The 25,335-nt window shown below is 42.8% G+C and carries 26 protein-coding genes; 19 read left to right on the top strand and 7 right to left on the bottom strand.

Going from position 1 to position 25,335, the window contains the following annotated elements:
• Nucleotides 1–80: 80 nt before the first annotated feature.
• From C5695_RS06395 to C5695_RS06415, 5 genes are all read right to left on the bottom strand, one after another.
• Nucleotides 81–257, bottom strand: a complete 177-nt coding sequence (locus C5695_RS06395) for a type II toxin-antitoxin system SpoIISB family antitoxin (RefSeq protein WP_078061713.1) — start codon at nucleotides 255–257, stop codon at nucleotides 81–83.
• A complete protein-coding gene (locus tag C5695_RS06400; protein ID WP_117730011.1) occupies nucleotides 226–996 on the bottom strand; it encodes a type II toxin-antitoxin system SpoIISA family toxin in 771 nt (256 codons plus the stop codon). Before C5695_RS06400 ends, C5695_RS06395 begins: the two co-directional genes overlap by 32 nt.
• Before the next feature lie 145 nt (nucleotides 997–1,141).
• A complete protein-coding gene (locus C5695_RS06405; protein ID WP_017359158.1) occupies nucleotides 1,142–2,140 on the bottom strand; it encodes an inorganic phosphate transporter in 999 nt (332 codons plus the stop codon).
• Between the two features lie 15 nt (nucleotides 2,141–2,155).
• Complete coding sequence (locus C5695_RS06410; RefSeq protein WP_060699362.1) at nucleotides 2,156–2,773, bottom strand: DUF47 domain-containing protein; 618 nt, start codon at nucleotides 2,771–2,773, stop codon at nucleotides 2,156–2,158.
• A 206-nt stretch (nucleotides 2,774–2,979) separates the two neighbouring features.
• Complete coding sequence (locus tag C5695_RS06415) at nucleotides 2,980–3,438, bottom strand: ASCH domain-containing protein (protein WP_117730012.1); 459 nt, start codon at nucleotides 3,436–3,438, stop codon at nucleotides 2,980–2,982.
• 227 nt (nucleotides 3,439–3,665) lie between these two features.
• Here C5695_RS06415 and ggt point away from each other — a divergent pair, with 227 nt between their 5' ends.
• From ggt to C5695_RS06485, 14 genes are all read left to right on the top strand, one after another.
• On the top strand, nucleotides 3,666–5,417 hold the full coding sequence (gene ggt, locus C5695_RS06420) for a gamma-glutamyltransferase (protein ID WP_117730013.1): 1,752 nt from the start codon (nucleotides 3,666–3,668) through the stop codon (nucleotides 5,415–5,417).
• 435 nt (nucleotides 5,418–5,852) lie between these two features.
• A complete protein-coding gene (locus tag C5695_RS06425; protein WP_117730014.1) occupies nucleotides 5,853–6,320 on the top strand; it encodes a PTS sugar transporter subunit IIA in 468 nt (155 codons plus the stop codon).
• A 54-nt stretch (nucleotides 6,321–6,374) separates the two neighbouring features.
• Nucleotides 6,375–7,748: a PTS galactitol transporter subunit IIC gene (locus C5695_RS06430; protein ID WP_117730015.1), complete on the top strand. Its 1,374-nt coding sequence runs from the start codon at nucleotides 6,375–6,377 to the stop codon at nucleotides 7,746–7,748.
• A gap of 19 nt (nucleotides 7,749–7,767) precedes the next feature.
• On the top strand, nucleotides 7,768–8,046 hold the full coding sequence (locus C5695_RS06435) for a PTS sugar transporter subunit IIB (protein WP_003212259.1): 279 nt from the start codon (nucleotides 7,768–7,770) through the stop codon (nucleotides 8,044–8,046).
• 62 nt (nucleotides 8,047–8,108) lie between these two features.
• Nucleotides 8,109–8,555, top strand: a complete 447-nt coding sequence (locus C5695_RS06440) for a hypothetical protein (protein WP_117730016.1) — start codon at nucleotides 8,109–8,111, stop codon at nucleotides 8,553–8,555.
• A complete protein-coding gene (locus C5695_RS06445) occupies nucleotides 8,552–9,583 on the top strand; it encodes an alcohol dehydrogenase catalytic domain-containing protein (RefSeq protein WP_117730017.1) in 1,032 nt (343 codons plus the stop codon). Before C5695_RS06440 ends, C5695_RS06445 begins: the two co-directional genes overlap by 4 nt.
• A gap of 182 nt (nucleotides 9,584–9,765) precedes the next feature.
• The gene (gene pdhA / locus C5695_RS06450; RefSeq protein ID WP_117730018.1) at nucleotides 9,766–10,749 is read left to right on the top strand and encodes a pyruvate dehydrogenase (acetyl-transferring) E1 component subunit alpha; all 984 of its coding nucleotides are present in this window, start codon (nucleotides 9,766–9,768) and stop codon (nucleotides 10,747–10,749) included.
• Between the two features lie 31 nt (nucleotides 10,750–10,780).
• Nucleotides 10,781–11,761 carry an alpha-ketoacid dehydrogenase subunit beta gene (locus C5695_RS06455; protein WP_117733027.1) on the top strand — a complete coding sequence of 327 codons (981 nt, stop codon included), beginning with the start codon at nucleotides 10,781–10,783 and terminating at the stop codon, nucleotides 11,759–11,761.
• 17 nt (nucleotides 11,762–11,778) lie between these two features.
• The gene (locus C5695_RS06460) at nucleotides 11,779–13,104 is read left to right on the top strand and encodes a dihydrolipoamide acetyltransferase family protein (RefSeq protein WP_117730019.1); all 1,326 of its coding nucleotides are present in this window, start codon (nucleotides 11,779–11,781) and stop codon (nucleotides 13,102–13,104) included.
• A gap of 12 nt (nucleotides 13,105–13,116) precedes the next feature.
• Nucleotides 13,117–14,499: a dihydrolipoyl dehydrogenase gene (gene lpdA, locus C5695_RS06465; RefSeq protein ID WP_117730020.1), complete on the top strand. Its 1,383-nt coding sequence runs from the start codon at nucleotides 13,117–13,119 to the stop codon at nucleotides 14,497–14,499.
• A 31-nt stretch (nucleotides 14,500–14,530) separates the two neighbouring features.
• Nucleotides 14,531–15,226, top strand: coding sequence for an SDR family NAD(P)-dependent oxidoreductase (locus tag C5695_RS06470; RefSeq protein WP_117730021.1), 696 nt, complete (start codon nucleotides 14,531–14,533; stop codon nucleotides 15,224–15,226).
• Nucleotides 15,204–16,067, top strand: a complete 864-nt coding sequence (locus C5695_RS06475; protein ID WP_336470386.1) for an SDR family NAD(P)-dependent oxidoreductase — start codon at nucleotides 15,204–15,206, stop codon at nucleotides 16,065–16,067. Before C5695_RS06470 ends, C5695_RS06475 begins: the two co-directional genes overlap by 23 nt.
• Nucleotides 16,068–16,081: 14 nt before the next feature.
• Nucleotides 16,082–17,038: a sugar-binding transcriptional regulator gene (locus C5695_RS06480; protein ID WP_117730022.1), complete on the top strand. Its 957-nt coding sequence runs from the start codon at nucleotides 16,082–16,084 to the stop codon at nucleotides 17,036–17,038.
• A gap of 61 nt (nucleotides 17,039–17,099) precedes the next feature.
• Nucleotides 17,100–17,429 (top strand): hypothetical protein, encoded by a 330-nt coding sequence (locus tag C5695_RS06485; protein ID WP_008358910.1) that lies wholly within the window; start codon nucleotides 17,100–17,102, stop codon nucleotides 17,427–17,429.
• An 11-nt stretch (nucleotides 17,430–17,440) separates the two neighbouring features.
• On the opposite strand, the gene C5695_RS06490 is transcribed toward C5695_RS06485, so the two are convergent.
• Complete coding sequence (locus tag C5695_RS06490) at nucleotides 17,441–18,766, bottom strand: APC family permease (RefSeq protein ID WP_117730023.1); 1,326 nt, start codon at nucleotides 18,764–18,766, stop codon at nucleotides 17,441–17,443.
• Between the two features lie 329 nt (nucleotides 18,767–19,095).
• Between C5695_RS06490 and C5695_RS06495 the strand changes: the two genes are divergently transcribed.
• Entirely contained in the window at nucleotides 19,096–20,052 is a 957-nt protein-coding gene (locus tag C5695_RS06495; protein ID WP_117730024.1) for a ring-cleaving dioxygenase, read from the top strand.
• A 36-nt stretch (nucleotides 20,053–20,088) separates the two neighbouring features.
• Here C5695_RS06495 and C5695_RS06500 read toward each other — a convergent pair whose 3' ends face one another.
• Nucleotides 20,089–21,411 (bottom strand): S1C family serine protease, encoded by a 1,323-nt coding sequence (locus C5695_RS06500; protein ID WP_117730025.1) that lies wholly within the window; start codon nucleotides 21,409–21,411, stop codon nucleotides 20,089–20,091.
• A 168-nt stretch (nucleotides 21,412–21,579) separates the two neighbouring features.
• Here C5695_RS06500 and proG point away from each other — a divergent pair, with 168 nt between their 5' ends.
• From proG to C5695_RS06520, 4 genes are all read left to right on the top strand, one after another.
• Entirely contained in the window at nucleotides 21,580–22,404 is an 825-nt protein-coding gene (gene proG, locus C5695_RS06505) for a pyrroline-5-carboxylate reductase ProG (protein WP_117730026.1), read from the top strand.
• A 189-nt stretch (nucleotides 22,405–22,593) separates the two neighbouring features.
• Nucleotides 22,594–23,418, top strand: a complete 825-nt coding sequence (locus C5695_RS06510) for a M55 family metallopeptidase (RefSeq protein WP_117730027.1) — start codon at nucleotides 22,594–22,596, stop codon at nucleotides 23,416–23,418.
• 18 nt (nucleotides 23,419–23,436) lie between these two features.
• Nucleotides 23,437–24,372 carry an ABC transporter permease gene (locus C5695_RS06515; RefSeq protein WP_117730028.1) on the top strand — a complete coding sequence of 312 codons (936 nt, stop codon included), beginning with the start codon at nucleotides 23,437–23,439 and terminating at the stop codon, nucleotides 24,370–24,372.
• Nucleotides 24,369–25,331 carry an ABC transporter permease gene (locus tag C5695_RS06520; RefSeq protein ID WP_117730029.1) on the top strand — a complete coding sequence of 321 codons (963 nt, stop codon included), beginning with the start codon at nucleotides 24,369–24,371 and terminating at the stop codon, nucleotides 25,329–25,331. The genes C5695_RS06515 and C5695_RS06520 overlap by 4 nt, the downstream gene beginning before the upstream one ends.
• Nucleotides 25,332–25,335 lie beyond the last annotated feature (4 nt).

Consider the following 25,335-nt stretch of genomic DNA (forward strand, 5'->3'; position numbering starts at 1 on the left):
GCTGCGTATAGATTATTGTATGCAAGTCTATGTGAAAATGGAAGCAGGACGCGGATTTTGTTCCGCGTCCTTTAGTGTAATCAAGCCTTTTTATTTTTATACTCATCCAAGAGCTGTTCATTCTTTTTAAAAATACGTTCTGTATGTGGGCTTACCTTGTAATCGGCCATACTGATATGACGCTTTTTCTTTAAAATTTTAAAAGGGTTTTTCTTACGATTGTTGTTATCCCCTTGAAGTGCGTGGTCCATCTTCATCACCTTCCTCTTCGTCAGGCAAGATTAGATCATAAATGGTTGTAAGTGACGTCATTAACAAATAGTCGAACTCAGTGACAATCTCATCAGAGGTGAGCTTAATGACGAAGTGATCATCTGCTACAGAAAACGGGATGAGCACCAATTTACCGTAATCATCGTAATATACTTCCTGCCTGTCAAGCTTTGCCTGAATGAGTGCTCGCTGGTCAAGTGTCCGCAGTAGGTCATCTTTTTGTTCCTGCGTATCGTATGGACAAAGCACCGCTTGAATATTCATTTTGTCGGCAAAAGAATAAATGAGCCGCTCAATCCCCTCGATATATGCCTCTACACTTCCATAATATACATGGATCGGTTCGTTTTTCAATAGGTATTGGTACGTTTTTAGTTTATTGAGGTAAGAATGAAGTAGATCGTTATTTTGTTCAAGGAGTTGATGGGTATCGGTTTCCAGTTCGTGATTTCCGAGTTTTTTAATATAGGAGCTGAGAAAGATGAATGCATCGGTTAATGCGAAAAATACAGCAATAATCAAGTAATGCATCCAATCGGTGAAGATCGAAGAAGGGTCATTTGTCCAGTACACAACAGCACCAGCTACATAAATCCAATACCACGTTTTACGAATGGCAAACATCTTTTCTTTTACTTTTTGTTCAAAGCGCCACACGGCAAATACATATACAGCAAGAGCACCGAGCAATAACCATACGGTCAATTGAAAAAATAATAGCATGTTCTTCTCTCCCATAGACAGATGGATACTTAGTTATTTCTATGGATATGAATGGAAACCCTGCTTCATGAAAAAATGGCTTGAACAAAAGGGGATGTGAGTGTGCAGAAAAATAAAAAAAGACCTGTCTGACAGGTCTTTCAGATTAGAGAATCGCGTTTAACACAAAGTATATAAGCGCTCCTAGTGTTCCTGATATCGGTAAAGTGATCACCCAAGTGACAAGCATACGTTTTGCCGTACCCCAGTTTACCCCTTTTACTCTGTGTGCAGAACCTACACCTAGAATAGAAGAAGAGATCACGTGAGTCGTACTAACAGGTAAGTGAATAAATGTCGCACCGAAGATGATAGCTGCACCCGTTAAGTCGGCAGATACTCCGTTTACTGGACGAATTTTCATAATTTTACCGCCGACTGTCTTAATGATCTTCCAGCCGCCAATAGACGTACCTAGTCCCATTGCAAGTGCACAAGAGAATTGTACCCAGAAAGGAATGTCGTCTGTTGTATGCAAATTACCTGCAATTAAAGCCATCGTAATAATTCCCATCGCTTTTTGCGCATCGTTTGTTCCGTGGGTATACGATTGCAGTGCAGCCGTTAAAATTTGAACACGTCGGAATTGTTTATTTGTTTTTGCGAGATTGTTGTTTCGGAATATAATTTTGATAATGGTATACACGATATATCCTAATACGAAAGCTAGGATAGGTGAAAGCAATAGTGCTTGAATGATTTTAATGAATCCCGAATAGTTTAAAGCGCCAAAACCAGCAGAGGCAATGACAGCTCCTGCAATTGACCCGATCAGTGCATGTGAAGAACTACTCGGAATCCCGTAATACCAAGTAAGCAAGTTCCAAGTAATAGCTGCAATTAAAGCAGCCAAAATGACGACAGATCCGTTTTGAAGTGTAAAAGGATCTGCGATGTCTTTTGTAATGGATTTTGCCACACCTGTAAATGTCATTGCTCCTAAGAAGTTCATGAACGCAGCCATAATAATAGCATGTCTAGGCTTTAACGCCTTTGTTGAAACTGAAGTGGCAATGGCATTTGCTGTATCGTGGAATCCGTTAATGAAATCAAAAGCAAGTGCACAAATGACAATAAGTATGGTAAGGATGAGTAAAGTGTCCATGTTTAACTAACCCCGTTACGCATTCTTCATAATGATTGTTTCTAGATTGTTGGCAACACTTTGACAGGAATCAGCGATTTCTTCAAGTGTTTCGTAAATTTCTTTGTATTGAATCACTTTTATAGGATCTGTTTCTTTTCCAAACAAGTTCTTTAGTGATTTACGGTGAAGATTGTCACAATTATGCTCAATCTCTTTAATCTTGATTGCGTGCGGATGAATATCTTTCAAGCGATTATCAGCCAGTAATTCTATGGTGATTAAAATTTCTTTCGCACATTCTCTGATGTAGTGGCTGAATTTGTCGATATGTTCGTCAGAGCTTGTAATTGAATAAATTTCCAGTGTTGCTGAAAAATGCTCAATGCCGTCTAAAACATCATCGAGACTATTCGTCAATTGAAGAATGTCTTCACGTTCAATCGGTGTAATAAAGGCTTTGTTCAGCTCTTTAATCATGGTATGAACATGATTATCACCTTTTGTCTCATATTCCTTCAATGTGTCAGAAAATTCTTTCAGAGTGGTTTGATTTGTTACTTTATAGCTAACAAAATACTCAGCAGTTTCATCTAAATTTTTAGCAATTTCCGTTAACAAGACGGAAAACTTGTCTTTTTTCCTTTTTAACATGTAAAAACCCTCCATTGTATAAATGAGACAATGCACACATCAAATAATTATATATTCTTTTGTCGAAAAAAAACAGGTGTAGTCGAAAATTTCTTCACTTTTTCTATTTGATCTTATTCTGACCTAAAGATGTGATCTCAACTCACCTTTTTCAGAAAGGAGAAAAGAAAGCAAAAAAGCGGGCCATTTTCGGCACCGCTTAAAGGTTAAGAAGCTGAATAAACAAGCTTAAATCGCTCACAAACAAGAAGCATGTCCTCTTTAAATTCTAATCCGTACGGTTTTAATTCTGCTGTGAAAAATTCTTGATGTGATTTGTACCAATAGTCATATGAAAGATCGCCTTCACCTTCTGCTTTTGCAAATGCTTCAGGAACCTCATTCATGGGCATGACATCTACATGCGTTATCTCTATGATGGCTTTTGGTTCCTCATCGCTGTTCAAAATGACCGCATATTGACCGGTTCTTGGAAGCGGCTCCTGTTCTTTTTCGTAAAAAAGGTGTCCAGAACAAGTGGCTGTTTTTTTCCCTTGCAAAACAAGGTCAAGCAAATGATCTGAATCTGCTCCAAAAGCCCAATCGGAAACAGAGGCGTCAGCTGGAGCACTTTCTGATTTTTCTTTCCAATAGGTTTCCCAAAATATTGTGCTTTTCTGATTCATCATTCTTCCCCCTTTGTGATGTGTTTAGTATAGCGTGAAGCGAATGACATGGAAAGATTACGCCTTTATACCTACTTGTCAAGTGTGTCATATGTTTTGAAAATCTTCTTTGTATTTGGCGAGAGTAGGATGATAGGATGAAAAATTTAGAAATTTTAGAATAATCTATTGTATTCTGGTCAAGAAGTCGGTAAGGTCAAAGTAAGAATATGGAAGGGGTGTTGTTTATGAAACGCATATCTCTAACTGTTTTGTCCATATGTCTGTTTGTTTTCTCGTTTTTTCTGCCTGTCAGCCAAGTGACGGCAAACGAAACTCATGGGAACAAAGTAGCTGTTGGGAAAGATGGCATGGTGGCTACTGCCCATCCGCTTGCATCAGAAGTGGGTGCTGATGTATTAAAGAAAGGTGGAAACGCAGTTGATGCTGCTGTAGCCATCCAGTACGCACTGAATGTGACTGAGCCAATGATGTCAGGAATTGGCGGCGGAGGATTTATGATGGTTTATGATGGGAAGACAAAAGAAACATCCATCATCAATAGTCGAGAACGAGCACCACAGGGCGCAACACCTGACATGTTTTTAACAGATGAGGGGAAAGTTATCCCGTTCGCTGAGCGGTCTACACACGGTAATGCTGTTGGTGTTCCAGGGACAGTAAAGGGTCTTGAGGCAGCATTAGATAAGTGGGGAACCCGTTCGATGAAGGAATTGATTGAGCCTTCCATTCAGCTTGCGGAGGATGGATTTGAAATCGATTCTGTCCTGGCAAAAGCCATTGATGATCATCAAGAAAAATTGAAAAAAACGGCCGCAGCACCAATCTTTCTTCCAAATGATCAGCCGCTCAAAGAGGGAGACCTTCTTGTACAGCCAGGTCTTGCAAAAACATTTAAACTCATTGCGAAAAAAGGAAGTAAAGCATTTTATGAAGGAAAAGTAGCAAAGGCACTTGCAAATACAGTCCAAGATTTTGGCGGGACGATGACAACAGATGACATTGATCGTTATGAGGTCAAGACTGACAAGCCTATCTGGGGGGACTATAAAGGATACCAGCTTGCTAGTATGCCTCCACCAAGCTCGGGCGGAGTGTTTATGCTCCAAATGCTCAAAATACTTGATCACTTTAACCTATCTCAATATGACCCCAAATCATTCGAAAAATATCAACTGCTTGCTGAAACAATGCATCTCTCCTATGCTGACCGTGCTGCATATGCCGGTGACCCCGAATTCGTAGATGTTCCACTACAAGGACTACTAGACGATGATTACATTTCAGAAAGAGCCTCTCTTATTGAATTAGATCAAATGAATCGAAACCCGAAAGAAGGAGATCCGTGGGCGTATGAGGATGAAAAAAACCCATCCCCAATTGTCCCACAGCCAGAAGATAAAACCATTGGAGAAACCACCCATTTAACTGTAGCCGATCAGTGGGGAAATGTTGTGTCCTTCACAACAACCATTGAACAGTTATTTGGTACAGGAATTCTCGTCCCGGAATATGGCTTCTTCTTAAATAATGAACTAACAGATTTTGATGCAAGACCAGGCGGAGCAAATGAAGTTCAGCCGAATAAACGTCCATTATCGAGTATGACACCGACGATCATTTTTAAAGATAATGAGCCTGTCATGACAGTAGGTTCACCGGGAGGAACGACCATCATCGCTTCTGTTTCACAAACCATTTTGAATTTGCTTGAATATGACATGGAGCTTCAGGATGCGGTTGAAGAACCAAGAATTTATACCAATAGCCCAACTTCTTATCGTTATGAAGTAGGTGTCCCTCTAGATGTGAGAACAAAGCTTAATGATATGGGGCATCGCTTTGGCAGCTCACCTATTGATATAGGAAACGTGCAAGCTTTACTCATTGATCGAAAAGCAGGAACCTTTACTGGGGTAGCTGACTCCTCGAGAAACGGAACCGCCGTTGGCGTAAATTTAAAGCTATCAGCAGATTAAGAACATTTCCCGGGAAAAGAAGCGCCTCTTGAGGATGGCGTTTCTTTTTTGTCTAAAAAACAGCTAAACTCAGAGAATCGTTCGAATAATAAGTAGACGATGAACATCAATCACACAAAGCCGATCGGGCAACGAAGGCTCTTGGCAATTTGAAATACAAGACTGTGATGTATTTCGATGGCTAAGGGTTTTTTGCGTATGAATGATAAGGTTTTGACCATCTGAGATGCCGCAAAGACTGCATCTTTTTTTATAAAAATTTCCTAGGAACATTGACTTATAATTTAGAATATTATAATATCTTAACAAAGGTAACGTCATTGAACATTTTTAATTACGTATTATTGTAAGCGCTTTATAAAAGGTTCTATTCTAAAATGTTCTTTCTTTTCGTTACATGTGTTCATATTTATACCAAATGAAAGAGGTGGTTGTTTGAACAACTTGTTTGAGCTAGATGAACAGCTGATCAAGCTGCAGTACGATGCATCTTCGAGAGAGGAGGTGACCACATATTTAGCAGAACGATTGGAAGCTGGGGGATACATTAAGTCGAGTTTTTTACCAGCGGTGCTTGAAAGAGAAAAAACATATCCAACAGGCCTTCCACTTGCGACCTTTGGTGTAGCGATTCCACATACAGACCCTGAACATGTGAACAAACCGGCAATTAGTGTAGCCACTTTAAAAGAACCTGTTATGTTTCACAAGATGGGAAGCCCTGATGAAACAGTGCAAGCCCAAATTGTGTTCGTCCTAGCAATCTCTGAACCTAGTAAGCAGCTTGTGATGTTAGAAAAGCTTATGACCCTTTTTAGAAAAGAAGAGATGATGACGAGGCTGTCTCACATGACATCCTATGAAGAAGCGGTTGACTTGCTTCAAAAAGAATTAAATCAATAGCCTTTCAAGAAATAATGTAAGCGCTTCATCTTAAAAAATCCAGGAGGTGGATGTATGATCAAGCAAGCTGTCGATTTTATATTAGACCTTGGACCAACTATTATGCTCCCGATTATTATGACGATTTTCGGTATGATTTTAAGGCAAGGCTTTAAGAAATCCTTTCGAGCCGGTATTACCATTGGCATTGGCTTTGTCGGTGTCAATCTTGTCATTAATTTACTTGTGAGCGGCCTTGGGCCAGCAGCAAAAGCCATGGTTAATTCCCTTGGGTTAAAGCTCGATATTTTAGATGTTGGATGGCCGATCGGAGCTGCTATATCCTTTGGTACACCTGTTGCCCCTTTGATGATTCCTCTTGTGCTTTTATTAAATGTCATCTTATTGTCCGTTAACTTTACGAAAACATTGAATGTGGATATTTGGAACTTCTGGCATTTGATTTTCGCAGCCTCTGTTACTTACTACGCGTATCATAATATGTTTTTGGCCCTTGCTGTTGGCTTGATCGTTTCTGCGATCACGCTTAAATTAGCGGATTGGACGGCACCAACAATCGAACACCATTTTGGATTAAAAGGCGTATCGATGGCTCATGCTGAAACGGTCAACTTCGCGCCGCTCATGTATGCGTCTAATCGCGTCATCGACAAGATTCCTGGGTTAAATAAAATTCATGCTGATCCGGAAACATTGAAGAAACGTTTTGGTATTTTTGGCGAACCGCTTGTGATGGGTCTCATACTTGGTATCATTATTGGTCTTCTAGGCGGCTATGATGCAAAAGGCGTCATGACCCTTGGTATTCAAATGGCAGCCGTTCTTGTGTTAATGCCAAGAATGGTCGCGTTATTAATGGAAGGTCTTATTCCAATCTCTGAGGGCGCTCGTTCTTATATTCAAAAACGCTTCCCTGGAAAAAATGTCTATATCGGTTTAGATACAGCGATTGTAATTGGTCATCCGGCGAATATGGCGGTAGCCCTTCTCATGGTGCCGATTACCATTTTGCTTGCTGTCGTTCTACCTTACAATGGCATGCTGCCGTTTGCAGACTTATCGGTTCTCCCATTTACGGTTGTATGGGCAGTAGCAGCCGCTCGTGGAAATATTATTCGCGGTCTTATCAATAGTATTTTTACATTAATGATCGTCTTCTTTATCGCAACGAATCTTGCACCACTTGCGACCACAATGGGCAAAGCAGTCGGATTTGACTTCCCAGAAGGGGCCAACATGATTTCAGGTATTGACCTTGGTTCCCATGTCATTCCTTGGATCATGGTGAGACTTCTTGATCCGAGCAACCCATACTTTATTGCAGCGATCATCTGTGCTCTGGCTTATGCGCTTCTATGGTACTGGGTGCGAAATGATATTAGAAAGCAGTATGCGAAAGAAATGGGCTTAGATCAGAAAGAACAATAATCGAGCTGGAGGGATTCTTATGGCAAAGAAAATATTGGTATCATGCGGAACAGCAGTGGCAACATCAACAGTTGTTGCAAAAAAGGTTGAAGAGACGTTAAAGGAAAAAGGGTATGATGTCGTGGTGGAACAGTGTAAGGCATCTGAAGTCCCGCAAAAAGCGGAGGGCGCTGATTTAATTGTGACGACAACGCCTGTGAGTGATACAAAAGGAACGCCTGTGATTCAAACATTATCCTTTTTAACTGGATTTGGCATTGAAGATGATATTGAGAAAATCATAGATCATATTAAGTAACCAATCATTTCATGGAGGAGCTTTCATAGCTCCTTCTATGTCACCTGAAAGGAGGACAACTCATGCAGCATCATGCTTATAGCCGAACGTCTGCCGTCTTGTCTATTTTTCTTCCAGCCGTGCTCATCTGTCTGTTTTTCCTCTGGTCTCTTTATACGTTAATGTCATCAGGTCCTGAGCCGTTAGCTGTGTTAGGGGTTTATACGCTGCCTATCCTCATGCTTTCTAGTATCACGGGGCTGAATCAGCCGACACAGGTCATCATTAGTGAAGATAAGCTGAAAATAGGCGCTTTTGGCAGATGGCACACATATGCGGTTTCTGATATTAAAGGAAAGCTTTTTATTAAGCCATACCCTCATATCGGCAAAGTCTATGTCAGGATAGGGCCAGCACGAATATTCGGAGGACGTTACTGGATATCAAGTGAGATGAGTGAGTATAAGCAGCTTGTGCAAACATTGCAGGATTTTGCGAAGGGTGATGAAAAGGAGGGTGCAGCTATATGAAATCAGCTGTCTTTTATTCTTCAGAGGACATTCGGTATGAGGAGCGAAACCGCCCTTCGATTGGTGATGATGAAGTGCTGTTAAGGTTGCGTGCTTGCGGATTATGCGGGACGGATATTTACAAAGCAACACATGAAACAGTCCCTCCTGGAACAGTGCTGGGACACGAAATCGCTGGTGACATTGTTGAAACCGGAAACAATGTGAGGAATGTCCAATCGGGAGACAGGGTTTATGTCGCGCACCATGTGCCTTGCTTCACCTGTGACTTTTGTCAAAAGGGGTTTTATACAATGTGTCCGCAGTTTGCAGCCACTAATGTAGAGCCAGGCGGGTTTTCAGAGTATATCCGTGTTCCTGCTTTACATGTCAAGCACACAATGGGAAAGCTCCCGCAGGAAGTCTCATATGAGCAAGGTGCAATGGTGGAGCCAGTCGCCTGCTGCCTGCACGGGTTTGAACGAGCACCTGTTCATCCAGGAGATTCAGTGCTGATCCTTGGAGCGGGGCAAATTGGCTGCATCCAATTACAGCTCGCCAAACATTATTTGGCTGGGAAAGTGATGATAACAGATGTGAATGAGAACCGGCTGCTGCAGGCGAGAAATTTAGGTGTAGACCTCGCTTTTCATCCAGCATCTGAGCCTGTGAAAGACCGAGTGATGAAAGAAACAAATGGAAAGGGAGCAGACCTCGTCGTAATATCTGTTGGGAGCAGTGCGCTTTTAAAAGAAGCGTTTCAAGCGGTAGCGAGAGGCGGAACGATTTTAGTGTTTGCTCATTTTCCAAAGGGAGATGTCTCCATTCCTGCTGAACGATTTTTCCATGATGAAGTGAAAGTAGTAGGAGCCTATTCCTCACATCCTTATCACTATCGTGAAGCCCTTGAACTTCTGAAGGCTAAAGTGGTCAACGCAGACAAGATGGTGACGCACCGTTATCCGTTAAGTCAACTGCTTCAGGCGATAGAATGTGCAAGGCACCCTGAAGGAGAAAGTGTCAAAATCATGTTGTATCCAGATGAATGAGAATGTACAAGATTGGAAGAGAAAGAGAAGTTCTTTAGAAAAGGGCTTTGCCTTTCTCTTTTTTTCTGATAAAAGGTGAAAACGCTTAAAAATGAAAGAGAAACGCTTGACTTCGAAGATCGATAAACGTATGATTATTACAAATGTAACATATAAGAACAAATGTAAAGGGGAGAGAAGAAATGCAAAAACAAATCACTTTGCCTGATCAGATGAGTCATGAGAAATTAGCGGATTTATATAAACAAATGTGGTTAGTGAGATATTTTGATGAAAAGGTCGATCAATTCTTTGCAAAAGGACTGATTCATGGAACCACTCACTTATGTGTTGGACAGGAAGCATCAGCTGTTGGATCGATTGCCGTATTAAAAGATAAAGATAAGATCGTCAGCACTCACCGTGGACATGGTCACTGTATTGCAAAAGGTGCAGAGGTCAACAAAATGATGGCTGAATTATTCGGACGTGAAACTGGCTATTGCAAAGGAAAAGGCGGCTCAATGCATATCGCTGACTTAGAAAAAGGGAACCTTGGAGCAAATGGCATCGTTGGCGGCGGTATCCCTCTGGCAACAGGTGCGGCGCTCACATCTAAAATGAAACAGGAAGGCTTTGTCGTTCTTTGTTTCTTCGGAGATGGTGCTACAAATGAAGGCAGCTTCCATGAAGCGCTAAATCTTGCATCCATCTGGGATTTACCTGTTGTGTTCATTTGCGAAAACAACCAGTACGGCATGTCTGGCCCTGTGAAAGAAATGATCAACATTGAAGACATTTCAACAAGAGCAGAGAGCTATGGAATGCCAGGAAAAACGGTTGATGGAAATGACATGGTCGACATTATGAACACAGTAGATGAAGCAGTCAGCCGCGCAAGAGCTGGAGAAGGTCCATCACTCATTGAAATGAAAACGTATCGCTGGAAGGGTCACTCTAAGAGTGATGCGAAAAAATACCGTACACGTGAAGAAGAAACAGAATGGAGACAAAAAGACGGAATCAAACGCTTTAAGTCTCTCTTAATTGAAATGAATGTGTTGACAGAAGAGCAGGCAGCGACCTTGCAGGAAGAGGCAAAGCAGGAGATTGAAGCATCTGTGGAATTCGCTAAAAACAGCAAAGAACCGTCAATCGATACACTATTAGAGGATGTATACGCCTAATTAGGAGGGGAATCTTGTGACAAAAACAACAGTGAGAGAGATTTCATATTTAGAAGCCGTTCGAGAGGCTATGAGTCAGGAAATGAGAGAGAACCAAGATGTATTCATTTTAGGTGAGGATATCGGCGTATATGGCGGTGCTTTTGGTGTCACGCGCGGCATGATTGAAGAATTCGGCCCAGAACGCGTGCGGAATACACCGATCTCAGAGGCAGCCATCGCAGGAGGCGCAGTCGGAGCGGCATTAACAGGTATGCGTCCAATTTTAGAACTTCAATTCTCTGACTTTATTACGATCGCGATGGATCAACTTGTAAACCAAGCAGCGAAAACACGTTACATGTTTGGCGGAAAAGGGAAGGTCCCGCTCGTTGTGAGAACACCAGCAGGATCGGGAACCGGCGCAGCGGCGCAGCACTCACAAAGCTTAGAGGCGTGGATGGCTCATATTCCGGGGCTAAAGGTGGTTCAGCCTTCAACAGCCTATGATGCAAAAGGACTTTTGAAAGCGGCAATGGATGATGACAATCCTGTCATTTTCTACGAGCATAAGCTTTTATATAAAACAATCGGTGAAGTGCCAGAAGAGGCATATTCAATTCCTCTAGGGAAAGCAGATGTGAAGAGAAGCGGAAAGGACGTCACGATTGTAGCAACAGCCATTATGGTACACAAAGCGTTAGAAGCGGCGAAGGAATTAGAAGCAGAGGGCATCGATGTCGAAATCATTGATCCAAGAACCCTCGTCCCATTAGATGAAGAAACCATTATCGAATCTGTCAAGAAAACGGGTAAATGTATCGTCATCCATGAGGCGGTCAAGCGAGGCGGCTACGGCGGAGAGATTGCTAGTATGATAGCGGAAAGTGAAGCCTTCGACTATTTAGATGCGCCAATTAAACGACTGGGCGGTCTTGCAGTTCCAGTACCATACAACCCGACACTGGAAAAAGCGGTCATTCCACAAGTGCCAGATATTATTGAAGCAGCAAAAGAGCTTGTGCGCTCTTAAATAAAGGGGAGAAGATCATGCCAAAAGAGATATTTATGCCGAAGCTAAGCAGTACGATGGAGATCGGCACCTTGCTTCAATGGTTTAAAGAAGAAGGAGATTCGGTTGAAATCGGTGAGCCTCTTTTTGAAATTATGACAGACAAGATCAATATCGAGGTGGAAGCCTATGATGATGGCATTTTTCTAAAGAAATACTTCGAAGCTGATGATCAAATTCCAGTCAATGCTGTCATTGGATATATCGGAGAGGCGAATGAACAGGTGCCAAGCGAGCCGCCGGCACAGGCAGACGAAGAGTCCTCAGAAAGCGGCGAATCGTCTTCACCAGACATGGATTCAACTGCTTCTACTGAAGCCCAAAAAACGTCTGATGAAAAAGTACGTGCCACGCCCGCAGCGAGAAAAACGGCAAAGGATCATCATGTGGCGATTCATGAAGTATCCGGCACAGGACCAAAAGGCAGAGTTCAAAAGCGAGATGTCGAGGCGGTCGTTCATTCTAGCGAGAAAGATCAGCGTGTGTCACCACTTGCAGAAAAAGTCGCTGCTCGCAAAGGAATCGATTTAGCAGCAGTTTCTGGATCTGGCGCTCACGGCAAGATCATGAAGAGTGACGTACAAGCAGCAGCAGCGCAAACAACAGAGGCTTCGCCGGTGAAAACCCAAAAACTAGCAGGTATGAGAAAAGTGATTGCTGATCGCATGTCACAGAGTGCCTTTACAGCACCACATGTCACATTAACAAGTGAAATTGATATGACGAAGGCAAAAGAAATGCGTCAGCAGCTCCTGCCAGCGATTGAAAAAGAGACAGGCTACCGATTGTCATTTACAGAAATCATCATTCATGCGGTCAGCCATCTACTCACCCGCCACCCGCACATCAATATGACATTTGAACAAAATGAACTCCATTTCCATGAAGAAGTGCACATTGGTCTAGCTGTTGCGGTAAAAGATGGTTTAATGGTTCCAGTCATTTCTCATGCGAATCAAAAAGGATTAAAACAACTGACAAAAGAGGCAAAGGAAATTGGTCGAAATGCTCGTGATCAAAAATTGCTGCCTGATCAGTTGAAAGGATCTACTTTTACGATTAGTAATTTAGGCATGTATGCCATTGATGCCTTTACTCCGATCATTAATCAGCCAGAAGTGGCGATTTTAGGTGTAGGACGCATTCAAGATAAACCTGTTGTGGTAGATGGAGAAATTCAGGTGCGGCCAATGATGGGTGTCAGTTTATCGTTTGATCACCGCGTGGTAGATGGCGCACCAGCAGCTGCCTTTTTAACAGACCTTAAAAAAGTGCTTGAACAACCATTTGAATTGCTAATGTAGGAGATGAATCGGATGACGAAAACGTATGATCTGACAGTCATTGGCGGAGGGCCAGGCGGGTATACTGCCGCCCTGCAAGCAGCTGAACGCGGACGAAAGGTCGCTTTGATTGAGGAGGACTTTCTAGGTGGTACTTGTTTAAATCGGGGCTGCATCCCTTCAAAGACCCTGCTGAAACATGCAGAAGTCATTGAATCAATTGAGAAGGCGAAAAGCTGGGGAATCGAAACAGGTGACATGATCCTTTCTTTCGATAAAATGAGAAAGCGCAAAGATGACGTCATTGAAAAGCTCAGAGGCGGAATTTCCTTTTTATTAAAGCAAGGAAAGATTGATGTATATAACGGCAGAGGCACAGCGGTGACAAAGCATCGGATTGAGATTGAAAAACAAGATGGATCAGAATCGATTGAAACGAATGAGTTAATCATTGCCACTGGATCTACACCAGCCATTCCGCCAATACCGGGGCTTAAAGATATTCCATTTGATACAAGTGATACGATTTTTGACATCCCAGATATCCCTGCTTCTATCGTCATTATTGGCGGAGGTGTGATTGGGCTTGAGCTGGCTTGTATTTTCCAGAGTCTTCAATCAAAAGTCACCATTATTGAAGCGGCTCCGTCTATCATTCCGCAAGAGGATGAAGAAGCATCTAAGCTGCTAGAAAGAGAACTCAAGAAAAAAGGCATCCATATCGCAAAGAAAACCACTGTGACAGAGGTAACGGAAAGCGAAGGTGTCAAAGCGGTTCATGCAACAGATGATAAAGGAGAGACGCACATCTTTACGGCGGAAAGACTGCTTGTCTGCGTAGGAAGAAAACCGAGTGTATCAGCCGTAATTCAGCTTGATCTTCAGTTTGATGGTCCGTTTATCAAGGTGAACGATCAGATGCAGACAAGTGCTGAAGGTGTATACGCAGTTGGGGATGTCGCCGGCGGCTATCAGCTCGCTCATGCGGCGATGGCAGAGGCAGCCGTTGCGGTCAGCAATATATGCGGCGAACCTGAAAGAATGAATAACGATATCGTTCCGAGGTGTATTTATACATTGCCAGAGGTAGCAAGTGTCGGTCTTACGGAGAAAGAGGCAAAAGCCAAGGGGCTAAGTGTACAAACAGAACGTTTTGATTTAGCGGCAAGCGGTAAAGCGCTAGCGGCAGGTGTTCAATCAGGCTTTATTAAATTGGTGTACGATACAGCATATGGCGAAGTGATCGGCGCGACGATGGTTGGTCCGCACGTCACAGAAATGATTTCAGAAGCTTCCTCCTTTATGAATTTAGAAGGAACAGCAGAAGAGATGGCGAAAATGATTCATCCTCACCCGACCATCTCAGAAGGCTTTTATGAAGCAGCCCTTCATATCGTGAGCAAGCTGAGAAAATAAATGCCAAACAAGGGATAGGGAGGAGATCCATGTGCACGTCCAGCTTCATCAGAAAGCGGCACTTGTGACAGGAAGCACAGATGGATTTGGAGAAGCCATCTGCCTGGCTTTAGCCCGGGCAGGTGCACATGTTTTTTTACACACGTTTCATGATGAATCAAAGGCTAGAACGATTTGTGAAGACATTCAAAAAATGGGCGGTCAGGCGAGCATCATCATGAACCCGCTAGAAACGCCACGTGATGCGACGCGTATGCTGAGGCAAGTGATCGATACATGCGGTAAACTCGATATTTTGGTCAATCAAGCAGAGCAAGGGGCGGAAGCGGAGCTTGATGCCGCTCCCCCTGATAAATGGGTAGATGAAGTAGAATCGGCTGTAAATACCATTTTTCTTTCTAGTCAAGCAGCTGTTTGGCATATGGTCGACCAGAAGCAAGGCTGCATTATTAATATTTCGTCATCAGGCAGTATAACAGGCGATGGCGGGATCTCACATGCTACATCGAATTCTATGCTGAATGCCATGACAAAAGGGCTGGCGCGAGAATTTAAAGACAAAGGCATCCGGGTGCTCGCCTTATTGCCACCGCCTCTCCATTTAGTTCCTGACACAGAGCGAATCAAGGAAACGGTGGCCCATATGACGGTCTTTTTAAGTACTTCATATGGTGCATTTACAGATGGTGCAGCCATTATGCTTGATGGGGGTGAGAGTGCTGGCTAATGATCAAAAACCAGTTCTCATCGTTGGTGGGGCTCAAGGGATTGGAAAGGAAATTGCCGAGCGTTTTTTAAAAGAAGGGCACCGAGTCGCTGTATCTGATATAGATGAGCGAGGTCTGACGCTTTTAAAGAAACAGTATCCTCAGCTGCTGACATTACAAGCTGACGTTTCATCGTGGGAAAGTGTGCAGCAGATGATATTAGCAGCTGAAAAAGAGCTTGGCGGCATTGCTCATCTTGTGTATTCAGCAGGAATGACAAAATCACTTCCTTTCTTAGACGTCGATTTTTCACTTTGGAAAAAGACATTGGCTGTGAACTTATATGGACTATACTATTGCATCAAAGCGTCGGCACCTTATATATGTGGGCGGCAAGAAGGAAGCATTGTCATGATTGGATCGGGATCTGCCATCACTGGCTCAGGCGGCGGTATTCAGTATTATGCATCCAAAGCAGGTGCTTTCGGTCTGATGCGTTCACTCGTTAAGGAATTAGGGGCACACCATGTGCGTATCAATGTCATTGCACCTCGTGTGATTGAATCTCAAATGCTTGATACGCTCTATCCTACTGAAGAGGAGAAACAGCAGCTACAATCACTCATTCCTGTCGGGAGATTAGGAAGACCTAAGGATATTGCAGGACTGACTGTATTTCTCACAAGTGACGAGGGAAGCTATTTGCATGGACAAATTATTCTGTTAGACGGCGGGAGAACGTATCAACCGAAATATACTGAAGGAAAAAGAGCGGGGGATAATCGCTCTTTTTGTCATTTTCTTAACAATTGTTCCAATTGGAAACGAATGTTTGATATACTGGGAATCATAGTATATTAAAAGGATGATGTCACATGCTGAATTGGGAAGAAAGACGACAGCTCGTCAAAGTTGCTCATCTTTATTATACAGACGGGTGGACGCAGCAGGAAATCGCAAAAAAGCTTAATGTCTCAAGACCAGTCATTTCAAAGCTCTTACAAAAAGCAAAAGATGTGGGAATCGTTGAGGTGTACATTAAAGACGAGAGCATTCATACAGTGGAGCTGGAAAAACAGCTGGAAACAACCTTTCAATTAACAGATGCTGTTGTTGTCCCAAGTGTCGGGACAATGTCTGAAATGGTGAAACGGGCAGTCGGCCAAGCAGGTGCCTATTATCTATCTAAAAACATGAAAGATGCAGAGAAAGTGGGCATTTCATGGGGAACCACACTTGCTGAGCTTGTAAAGGAATACCCGTTTGAACGAAGAAATGATGTGAAGGTCATTCCTTTAGAGGGTGGAATGGGAAGGCAGGCAGTCGACATTCATGCCAATCAGCTGGCATATGAATTAGCAAAGAAGATGAACGGCACGTGCTCCTATTTATATGCCCCTGCGATTTTAGAAACGGAAGAATTAAAAGAGCGGCTTATGGCGATGCAGGACATAGAAGCTGTGCTTGAAGAAGGTCGAAATGTAGATATTGCCCTGATCGGTATTGGTAACCCGCATAAAGGTTCAACGTTAAAAACAGTTGGTTACTTAAAAGAAGAGGATCTATCTGGTTTAAGACAGTCAGGGGCTGTTGGTGATATTGGCTTTCGTTTCTTTGACGGTCAAGGAAAACCTGTCCAAGATGAACTGAACCAAAAGGTTATTGGATTATCATTGGAGCAATTAAAGAGCGTCAAAACGGTCATCGCTGTTGTAGAAGGAACCCATAAAGCCGAAAGTATTTTAGGGGCTTTAAATGGCGGTTTCATTCAAGTCCTAGTGACAGACGAACTAACGGCAGCAGCTATTTTAAAGGAAGCATCCGTTCAATAAAAGGCAATCAGCGATCGAATGGTATAAAGAGCAACATCAAACGAGAAAGGAGCTGTGTATCTTGAAGAAAACCGAAATGGAAGCAAATCTACACTGTACTCGGTGCCAAGAAGAAACCCTCCACAGCATCGTTTATGTGAATGATCAGATGAAAAGCGTAGAATGTACAGAGTGTCATCAGAAGATCAGTGTGCAAGTCGACATCATGAAGGAATTTTACAAAGAAGTATATGAGAAAATTGCGACAAAGCCGAAACGCATGACGCAGGAATATAAGGCGAATTTGAATGGATTTATCTCAAGACTCCCAATCCGCGTGCTTAGTAAGCCATACCGGCTCATGAGATATTTAAACGAATCATACAAAGTCATCAAGCAATATAAAAAATAGCAGAGCCTTGATTAGCGCTCTGCTTTTTTTTGTGCTTTTTTCATATAATAATAAATAGGCAGTCCAGCGATTCCGATCAGCATAGAGATTAGACAGCTCTTCCAGTCGGTGATCATGGTGCTGATTAAGACGAATAAAGAACCGATAATCGCAACGATCGGTGTGAACGGATATAAGGGTACGCTATAAGCACGCTCCATTCCGCTATTTTGTTTTCTGAGCTTAAAGACTGCGAAAAAGGCCATGACATAAAAGATATAGATCATGAAAATCGAAACCTCTGACAGCTTTTCTGGATTACTGACGATCATAAATACGATGGCGATCAAAATTTGCACAAATACAGCAATCCAAGGTGTTTTGAAGGTAGGATGAATACGTGAAATAGCGTTTGCGAAAGGAATTTGCTTTCGCTCTGCCATCGCGAAAATCACACGTGGAAAGGAAAGAACCTTTCCGTTTAAACAGCCAAAGATACTAATGATGATGCCAATGCTAATGAGTTTACCGCCAATTGGTCCAAAGAGCATGGTCGCAGCAGTGCTAGTTGCATTTTCACCTAGCTGAACGATTTGATCAGCTGATAACACGTGTAAAAGCGCGACATTAATAAAGAGATAACAAGCTGTGACGATTAAAATTCCGCCTGCCATCGCACGAGGAAGCAGTTTCTCTGGGTTTTTCATTTCACCGCCAAGCGCTGCAAGCAATATCCAGCCATCATAGGCAAACAACGTAGCCAAAATCGCTGCACCGAAGTTCATTTGAGCGATACTATCGTTGACCGCCATTAAGATATTTTCGTTTCCTTTCCATAAGCCAAACACAATAATAGCGGCAATCGGGACAAGCTTTCCAATGGTAGTCAGTCCTTGAACAAAACCGCCGTACTTCGTGCCCATCATATTAATCACACATAAAAATAAAACGGTGATAATGCCAATTGTTGTAGACCATAAAGAAGAAAGAGAAAATAAATTGGCTAATAATGAACCAAAATAAAGACCGAGCGCACCGATGATGGCAGGTCCGTAAATAATAATCTGTACCCAGCCGCATAAGTAGCCCCAAAATTCACCGTACACTTCTTCAAGGTAGGCATACAATCCGCCCGTTCGAGGGATTTGTGTACCAATTTCAGCAACCGTCAGTCCGCCAGCAAGGGTTAAGATCCCACCTAGCAGCCAAGCAAATAAGGCGATGTCTGAGCTTCCTGAATAGGAAAGGACGTTGCCTGGTTTCATAAAGACACCGGACCCGATAATGGTCCCGATGACAAGAGATAGGGCGAAAAATAAGCCGATGTCCTGTTTTAACGCTGGTTGTTCTTTGTTCATTACTCGCGACCTCCTGCATCACTTTCGTACGTTACTGTGACATGTATTTTGTTCATTGTAATACGATTTTAGGAAAACGAGAATTAAAAAAATTTTCTGATTTTCGTATTTGGATTTAAAAGTGTTTGTTTATTGGAGATATCAGGATGAATGTTACGTTAAAAACGAACAATAAAAGGATATTTTTGATTTAATGTTAATTTTAACGACAGAAACCGAACATCCAGTAAATGTGCAGTCAAATGGTTGACTTTTCATGAAAAATGACCTATTTTATTCATAAGGATATTATCTTGAATTCGAGATATTTTGAAAAAGGAGTGATTGTAATGAAAATCAATGGAATTCACCACGTATCGGCATTAACAGCCAATGCTCAAAAAAATGTTGATTTCTATCGCCAAATTCTTGGCTTAAAGCTTGTAAAGAAAACAGTGAATCAGGACGACCCTTCTATGTATCATTTGTTTTATGGAGATGAGGTCGCGTCACCTGGGACAGAGCTCACCTTTTTTGAAATTCCAATGCTCGCCCGCCGCTTGAAAGGAACAAACGCCATCACAAGTACAGGTCTTCTCGTTTCTTCTGAAGAAGCACTTTCCTTTTGGGAAAAGCGGTTTGAAGAGAAGGGCGTGCAGCAAGAAACGGCTTCTTTGAGAGGAGGCAGACCTGCTTTGCGTTTTCAAGATCCAGAAGGTCAGCAGCTATTTTTAACAGTAGAACCGGCTGCGCAAGAAGCGGGCTCACCGCCAGTGCATGACGATATTCCAGCAGCGTTTGCGATTAGAGGTTTAGGTCCAGTTGAATTAACGGTTGCAGAAGCGGACAAAACGATTCGTGTTTTAACGGACATTCTTGGTTTCACGGAAAGAGCACGTGAACTATCAAACGATGATGAGCTCGTGACCATTTTTGAGTCGGGGAATGGCGGCGCTGGAACAGAAATTCATGTGATTGAAAAAGCAGAAGGACCTTCTGAGCGTTCTGGTAGAGGAAGCGTGCATCACGTAGCCTTTCGCGTGGAAGATGCGGCGGAACTAGAAAAATGGTATGACAAAATATCAAAAGCAGGCTTCACGAATTCTGGTGTTGTGGAACGTTTCTATTTTAAAGCCCTTTACTTTAGAGAGCCAAATGGGATCTTATTTGAAATTTCAACAGACGGTCCTGGGTTTACAGTCGATGAAGGGGTGGATTCACTCGGTGACCAATTAGCACTTCCTCCATTTCTAGAGCACAAACGAGCAGAAATAGAACAAAGATTAACGCCAATTCAGTCATCATAACAAAAGCAGCTCATTCATGAGCTGCTGCTTTTTGCATTAGGAACTTACTTCCTTAGATTCAGATTGTGTTAATGTGACCTTCTTTGTTTCTTCTTTTCCGTTTCGAATGAGCGTGATGCTGACGGTGTCTCCTACTTTCGCATTCGTGTAAAGCTCATGACGTAATGCACTGCCGGTGTTGATTTTTTTCCCATTTATAGCAGTGATGACATCCTCTGACTTTAAGCCGGCTTTGGCGGCAGGTGAGCCTGCGGCAATGTCTTTGATGTAAACACCTTGATCGAGCTGACTATTTTTGAGTCCGAGTGTTTCTTTTTGATACACATCTGGGACTTGTTCAAGATCAAGCATGCTGATGCCGATATACGGACGTTCAATTTTTCCTTTTGTGAGCAGCTGTTCGGCGATTGGTTTGACATCATTCATTGGGAGCGCAAAACCTATGCCTTCAACTCCTGTTTCTGAAATTTTCATACTCGTGATTCCCACAACCTTTCCGTCTGTCGTAAGAAGCGGGCCACCGCTGTTACCTGGGTTAATGGCTGCATCTGTTTGAATCACATTAATGCTGCTTTCGCCAGCTGATGTATTCATAGAGACTGTTCGATCGACACCACTGACAATACCTTGTGTCACCGTTCTTGATAGGTCATCACCAAGCGGGTTTCCGATCGCGATGACGGTTTCTCCCGCACGCAGTGAGGAGGAATTGCCTAATGCAGCGACCTTCGTCACATGACTACTGCTAATTTCTACAACGGCTAGGTCAGTCAGCGGATCTGCTCCAACGAGTTTTCCTTCAACCGTTTTGCCATCGTGCAAGGAAACCGTCAGCTTGTTAGCCCCTTCAATCACATGGTTGTTTGTTAAAACATAGGCTTTACTGCCGGATTTTTTAAAAATGACCCCTGAACCTGTGCCGGTTTTTTCCTCTTGAGTGCTTTTATCTTGAGGTTGCTGTGATTCATCAAAAGGCGTATTGAAATCGCCAAAGCTTGTGTCTGTTTGGCTTTGCGCTTGGTAGTTTGTAATACCGACAATGGCTGGTGAGACATTTTCGACCATGCTTGAGATGCTGCTAGATGAATTTGATGTTTGGACGGCTGTTGTTTTTGACGAATTGGCACTTGACTCATTTGTTGATACCGCTTCTGTTTTCGCTGCTGAATTATGTGCTGTGTTGTCTGATGCGTGCTGGGCATATGGCGAAAGGACGTACACGCCTAAAGCAAGCGTACCGCCTACAACACCACTGACAAATGGCTTAAACCAGCCGTTTGGCTTCTTCTTTTGTTTTTGTGGCTGTTCCATTGTTTGAAGTTCTTGAGAAGGTTGTTGTTCATTTTTGTGATGTGTCATTCAAATCACTCTCTTTCATCATTTTTTCATGTATGGGTTGAAGGGGTTTTACCTTATGTGGTGGATACTGACTTGATCGTAAGAAAAAAGTGTGGGATAAAAATGAAAACATTGTGGGAAATTGTTAAAATAAGTAGTGAATCTAAGCAAGATAGAGGAGATTAAACTGTGGAGACAATTGGAATCATTGGATATGGAAGTATGGCTGATATGATGGTGCAGAAGTGGCTGGAAAATGGGGTGCTGGATGCTCATCAAATCATGATCCATACAAGAAGTGAAACGGAGCGCCTGCACCAGCTTAAAGAAAAGCAACCAGAAATAAACATTTGTTCAGTAGATGAGCTTTCTGCGTCATGTGATGTCCTCTTTATCTGCGTGCCGCCGCTTGCTGTCCTTGATGTGCTGGATCAGCTATCTTCCGCAGCCAAAGCTATACACATTGTGTCAGTAGCAGCGGCTGTAACGTTAGACAAGTTATCAAAGCATACGACACAACCAGTATCCAGGTACATCCCAACGCTTACGTCAGCTGTTGGAACGGGTGTCTCACTTGTTGCGCATGGTGAAACGGCAGGACAGGAGGAAAAGGAGCGTTTGCACCGTCTGCTTTCAGCTTTTAGCATCGTCCGTGAAGTAGAAGAAGACAAGTTCGATGCGGCGAGTAACTTGACGAGCTCATCTCCTGGTTTTATCGCTGCTCTTTTTGAAGAAATGGCGAGAGCAGCTGTGAGAAATAGTGAGCTTTCCTTAGAGGAAGCGTATGAATTTTTAACGTATGCTCTTTTAGGCACAGGCCAGGTTCTTGTAGAACGCGGCTTAACCTTTGCTGAAACGGTCGATCGGGTGGCGACAAAAGGGGGCATTACAGGAGAAGGCGCCGAAGTCATTCAAAAGCAGGCACCACAAATGTTTGATGATTTATTCACACAAACTATGAAGAAATATGATCAGCTGAAATCACAGATTAACGAAGCAGACAAACACCACTAAAGACATAGTTAGTGGTGTTTTATTTGTTAAAAAAATCCTTTCTCATCCATTCTATTGACCTGTATTATCTGAGTCTAATTTCCTTATTTTCAGACATTGTATTGAAAAATCCATCAAGTAATCGTATAATTTTTTAGAAAATTTAGAAAAATATATACAAATTTTAAGTTTAATTAAAGGGGGATGGGGATGAAGCTCTATGTATCTGTCGATATGGAGGGAATTACTGGTCTAGCTGATCATACATTTGTCGATGCCCGTCAGCACAATTATGAACGGGGTAGAAAGATCATGACGGGTGAAGTAAATGCCTGTGTAGAGGCACTTCTTCAGCATGGCGCAACCGATATCTTAGTCAATGACAGTCATTCCAAAATGAATAATTTGTTGATTGAAGAATTGCATGAAGAGGCATCTCTTATATCTGGTGACGTCAAGCCATATTCAATGGTTCAAGGGTTAGATCAATCCTATGACGCTGCTGTTTTCTTAGGCTATCATGCGAGGGCGTCTATGAAAGGTGTGATGTCCCACAGTATGATTTTTGGTGTCAGACATTTTTACATAAATGATCATCCAATTGGTGAAATGGGCTTTAATGCATATGTTGCAGGCTACTATGGTGTACCGGTGATTCTTGTTTGCGGAGATGATCAAGCAGCACTTGAAGCAGAAAAGCTGATGCCTGGTGTGAAAACAGTGGCGGTGAAAGAGACCATATCAAGGTCTGCTGTGAAATGTCTCACTCCTGCCAAAGTCAACCAACAAATCTCGCTGAAAGTGGAAGCCGCAATGAAACAGATTCATCACATCAAGCCGCTGACGCCTCCTGATCAGCCGCTGCTGAAGATTGAATTTGCCAATTATGGACAAGCTGAATGGGCGAATTTAATGCCAGGTACTGCCATCATAGAAGGAACAACAACGGTGACGTACCAAGCAGAGAATATATTAGAAGCCTACCAAGCAATGCTTGTCATGACAGAGCTTGCCGCACGTACAACATTTTGTTAGACGAGGGGGAGACAGCAGATGGCCAGCTTTTTGCTCAAGCGTTTTATTGCGATGATTGCCACGATCTTAACGATTACGACGTTAACGTTTATTTTAATGAAGGTCATCCCAGGATCACCCTTTAATGAAGAACGAAATACAAACGAAACCGTCCAGCGAAACCTCGAAAGCTACTATCACTTAGACGAACCACTCTATGTTCAATATGTCATCTATTTAAAATCCATCGTTACCTTTGATTTTGGTCCTTCCATTAAAAAGCCTTCTGAAAGTGTCAATGATCTATTGGCGAGAGGCTTCCCAGTCTCTTTAGAACTTGGTCTTATCTCAATATTGATTGCTGTCATCTCTGGCATCCTGCTTGGGGTCATGGCTGCCCTCCGGCATAATGGCTTGATTGATTATATTGCCATGACGATTGCTGTTTTCGGTATATCCATTCCAAACTTCATCTTTGCTACCTTATTAATTCAGCAGCTTGCTGTGAATATGAAACTCTTTCCTACAGCGATGTGGACAAGTCCGATGCATATGGTGCTACCAACCATTGCCCTTGCTGTCGGTCCGATGGCCATTATCGCCAGGTTAACAAGATCCAGCATGATTGAAGTGCTGTCTCAGGACTATATTCGTACTGCCAAAGCAAAAGGACTTTCTCCTATTAAAATCGTTTTCAAACATGCGCTTCGAAATGCACTTTTGCCTGTTGTGACCATTCTTGGGACACTTGTCGCAAGTATTTTAACAGGAAGCTTTGTCATAGAAAAAATATTTGCGATTCCTGGAATGGGAAAATACTTTGTCGAGAGTATTAACAACCGTGATTATCCTGTCATCATGGGAACCACTGTTTTTTACAGCATCATTTTAATCACACTTCTTTTCATTGTCGATGTGGCGTATCGTGTCCTTGATCCAAGGATTCAGCTGCATCAGAAAGGAGGAAAGGCATGAGTATACACCTTCAGCAGGATCAACTGAAACCACATCATGAAGTGCCGGATGAATGGTTTTCTCCGAGAGAGCAAAAGAAAACGGAGGCCCATGCCATTAAAAGACCCTCTCTTTCGTATTGGGCAGACACATGGAGACGACTGAAACAAAATAAGCTTGCGATGTTTAGTCTATCGGTATTGATTTTTCTTTTTATCATGGCAGTCTTAGGCCCATTGCTTGCGCCAAATAGTGTGACAGAGCAACGCCTTTCCATGCAAAATCTGCCTCCATCCGCTGCTCACTGGTTCGGAACGGATGAGCTTGGACGAGATGTGTTCACGCGTACATGGTACGGGGCACGTATTTCGTTATTTGTAGGCGTCATGGCAGCCCTTATTGATTTTGCCATCGGCGTGATTTATGGAGGCATTGCTGGTTATAAAGGCGGGAGATATGACCATGTCATGATGCGAATCGTCGAGGTGCTCTACGGTCTTCCTTATTTACTTGTTGTGATTTTATTGATGGTTCTTATGGGGCCGGGACTAGTTACTATTATTGTAGCGCTCACTGTCACCGGATGGATTGGAATGGCAAGAATCGTGAGAGGGCAAGTTCTTCAACTGAAAAGTCAGGAATATGTCCTTGCCTCAAAAACCTTTGGTGCAAAGAGTCTGCGTATCATTCGCCGCAACCTGCTGCCGAATACGATGGGGCCGATTATCGTTCAGATGACCTTGACTGTGCCGACCGCGATATTTGCTGAAGCGTTCTTAAGCTTTCTTGGTTTAGGCATTCAAGCACCGTTTGCAAGCTGGGGCGTGATGGCAAATGATGCGCTGCCGACAGTGCTTTCAGATAATGGACATTGGTGGCGTTTATTTTTCCCTGCGTTTTTTATTTCACTCACGATGTTTTGCTTTAACAATTTAGGTGACGGCTTGCAAGACGCGCTAGATCCAAAGATGAAGAGGTGATGGC

It is taken from the genome of Bacillus pumilus (assembly GCF_003431975.1).
GTDB classification, from domain to species: domain Bacteria; phylum Bacillota; class Bacilli; order Bacillales; family Bacillaceae; genus Bacillus; species Bacillus pumilus_N.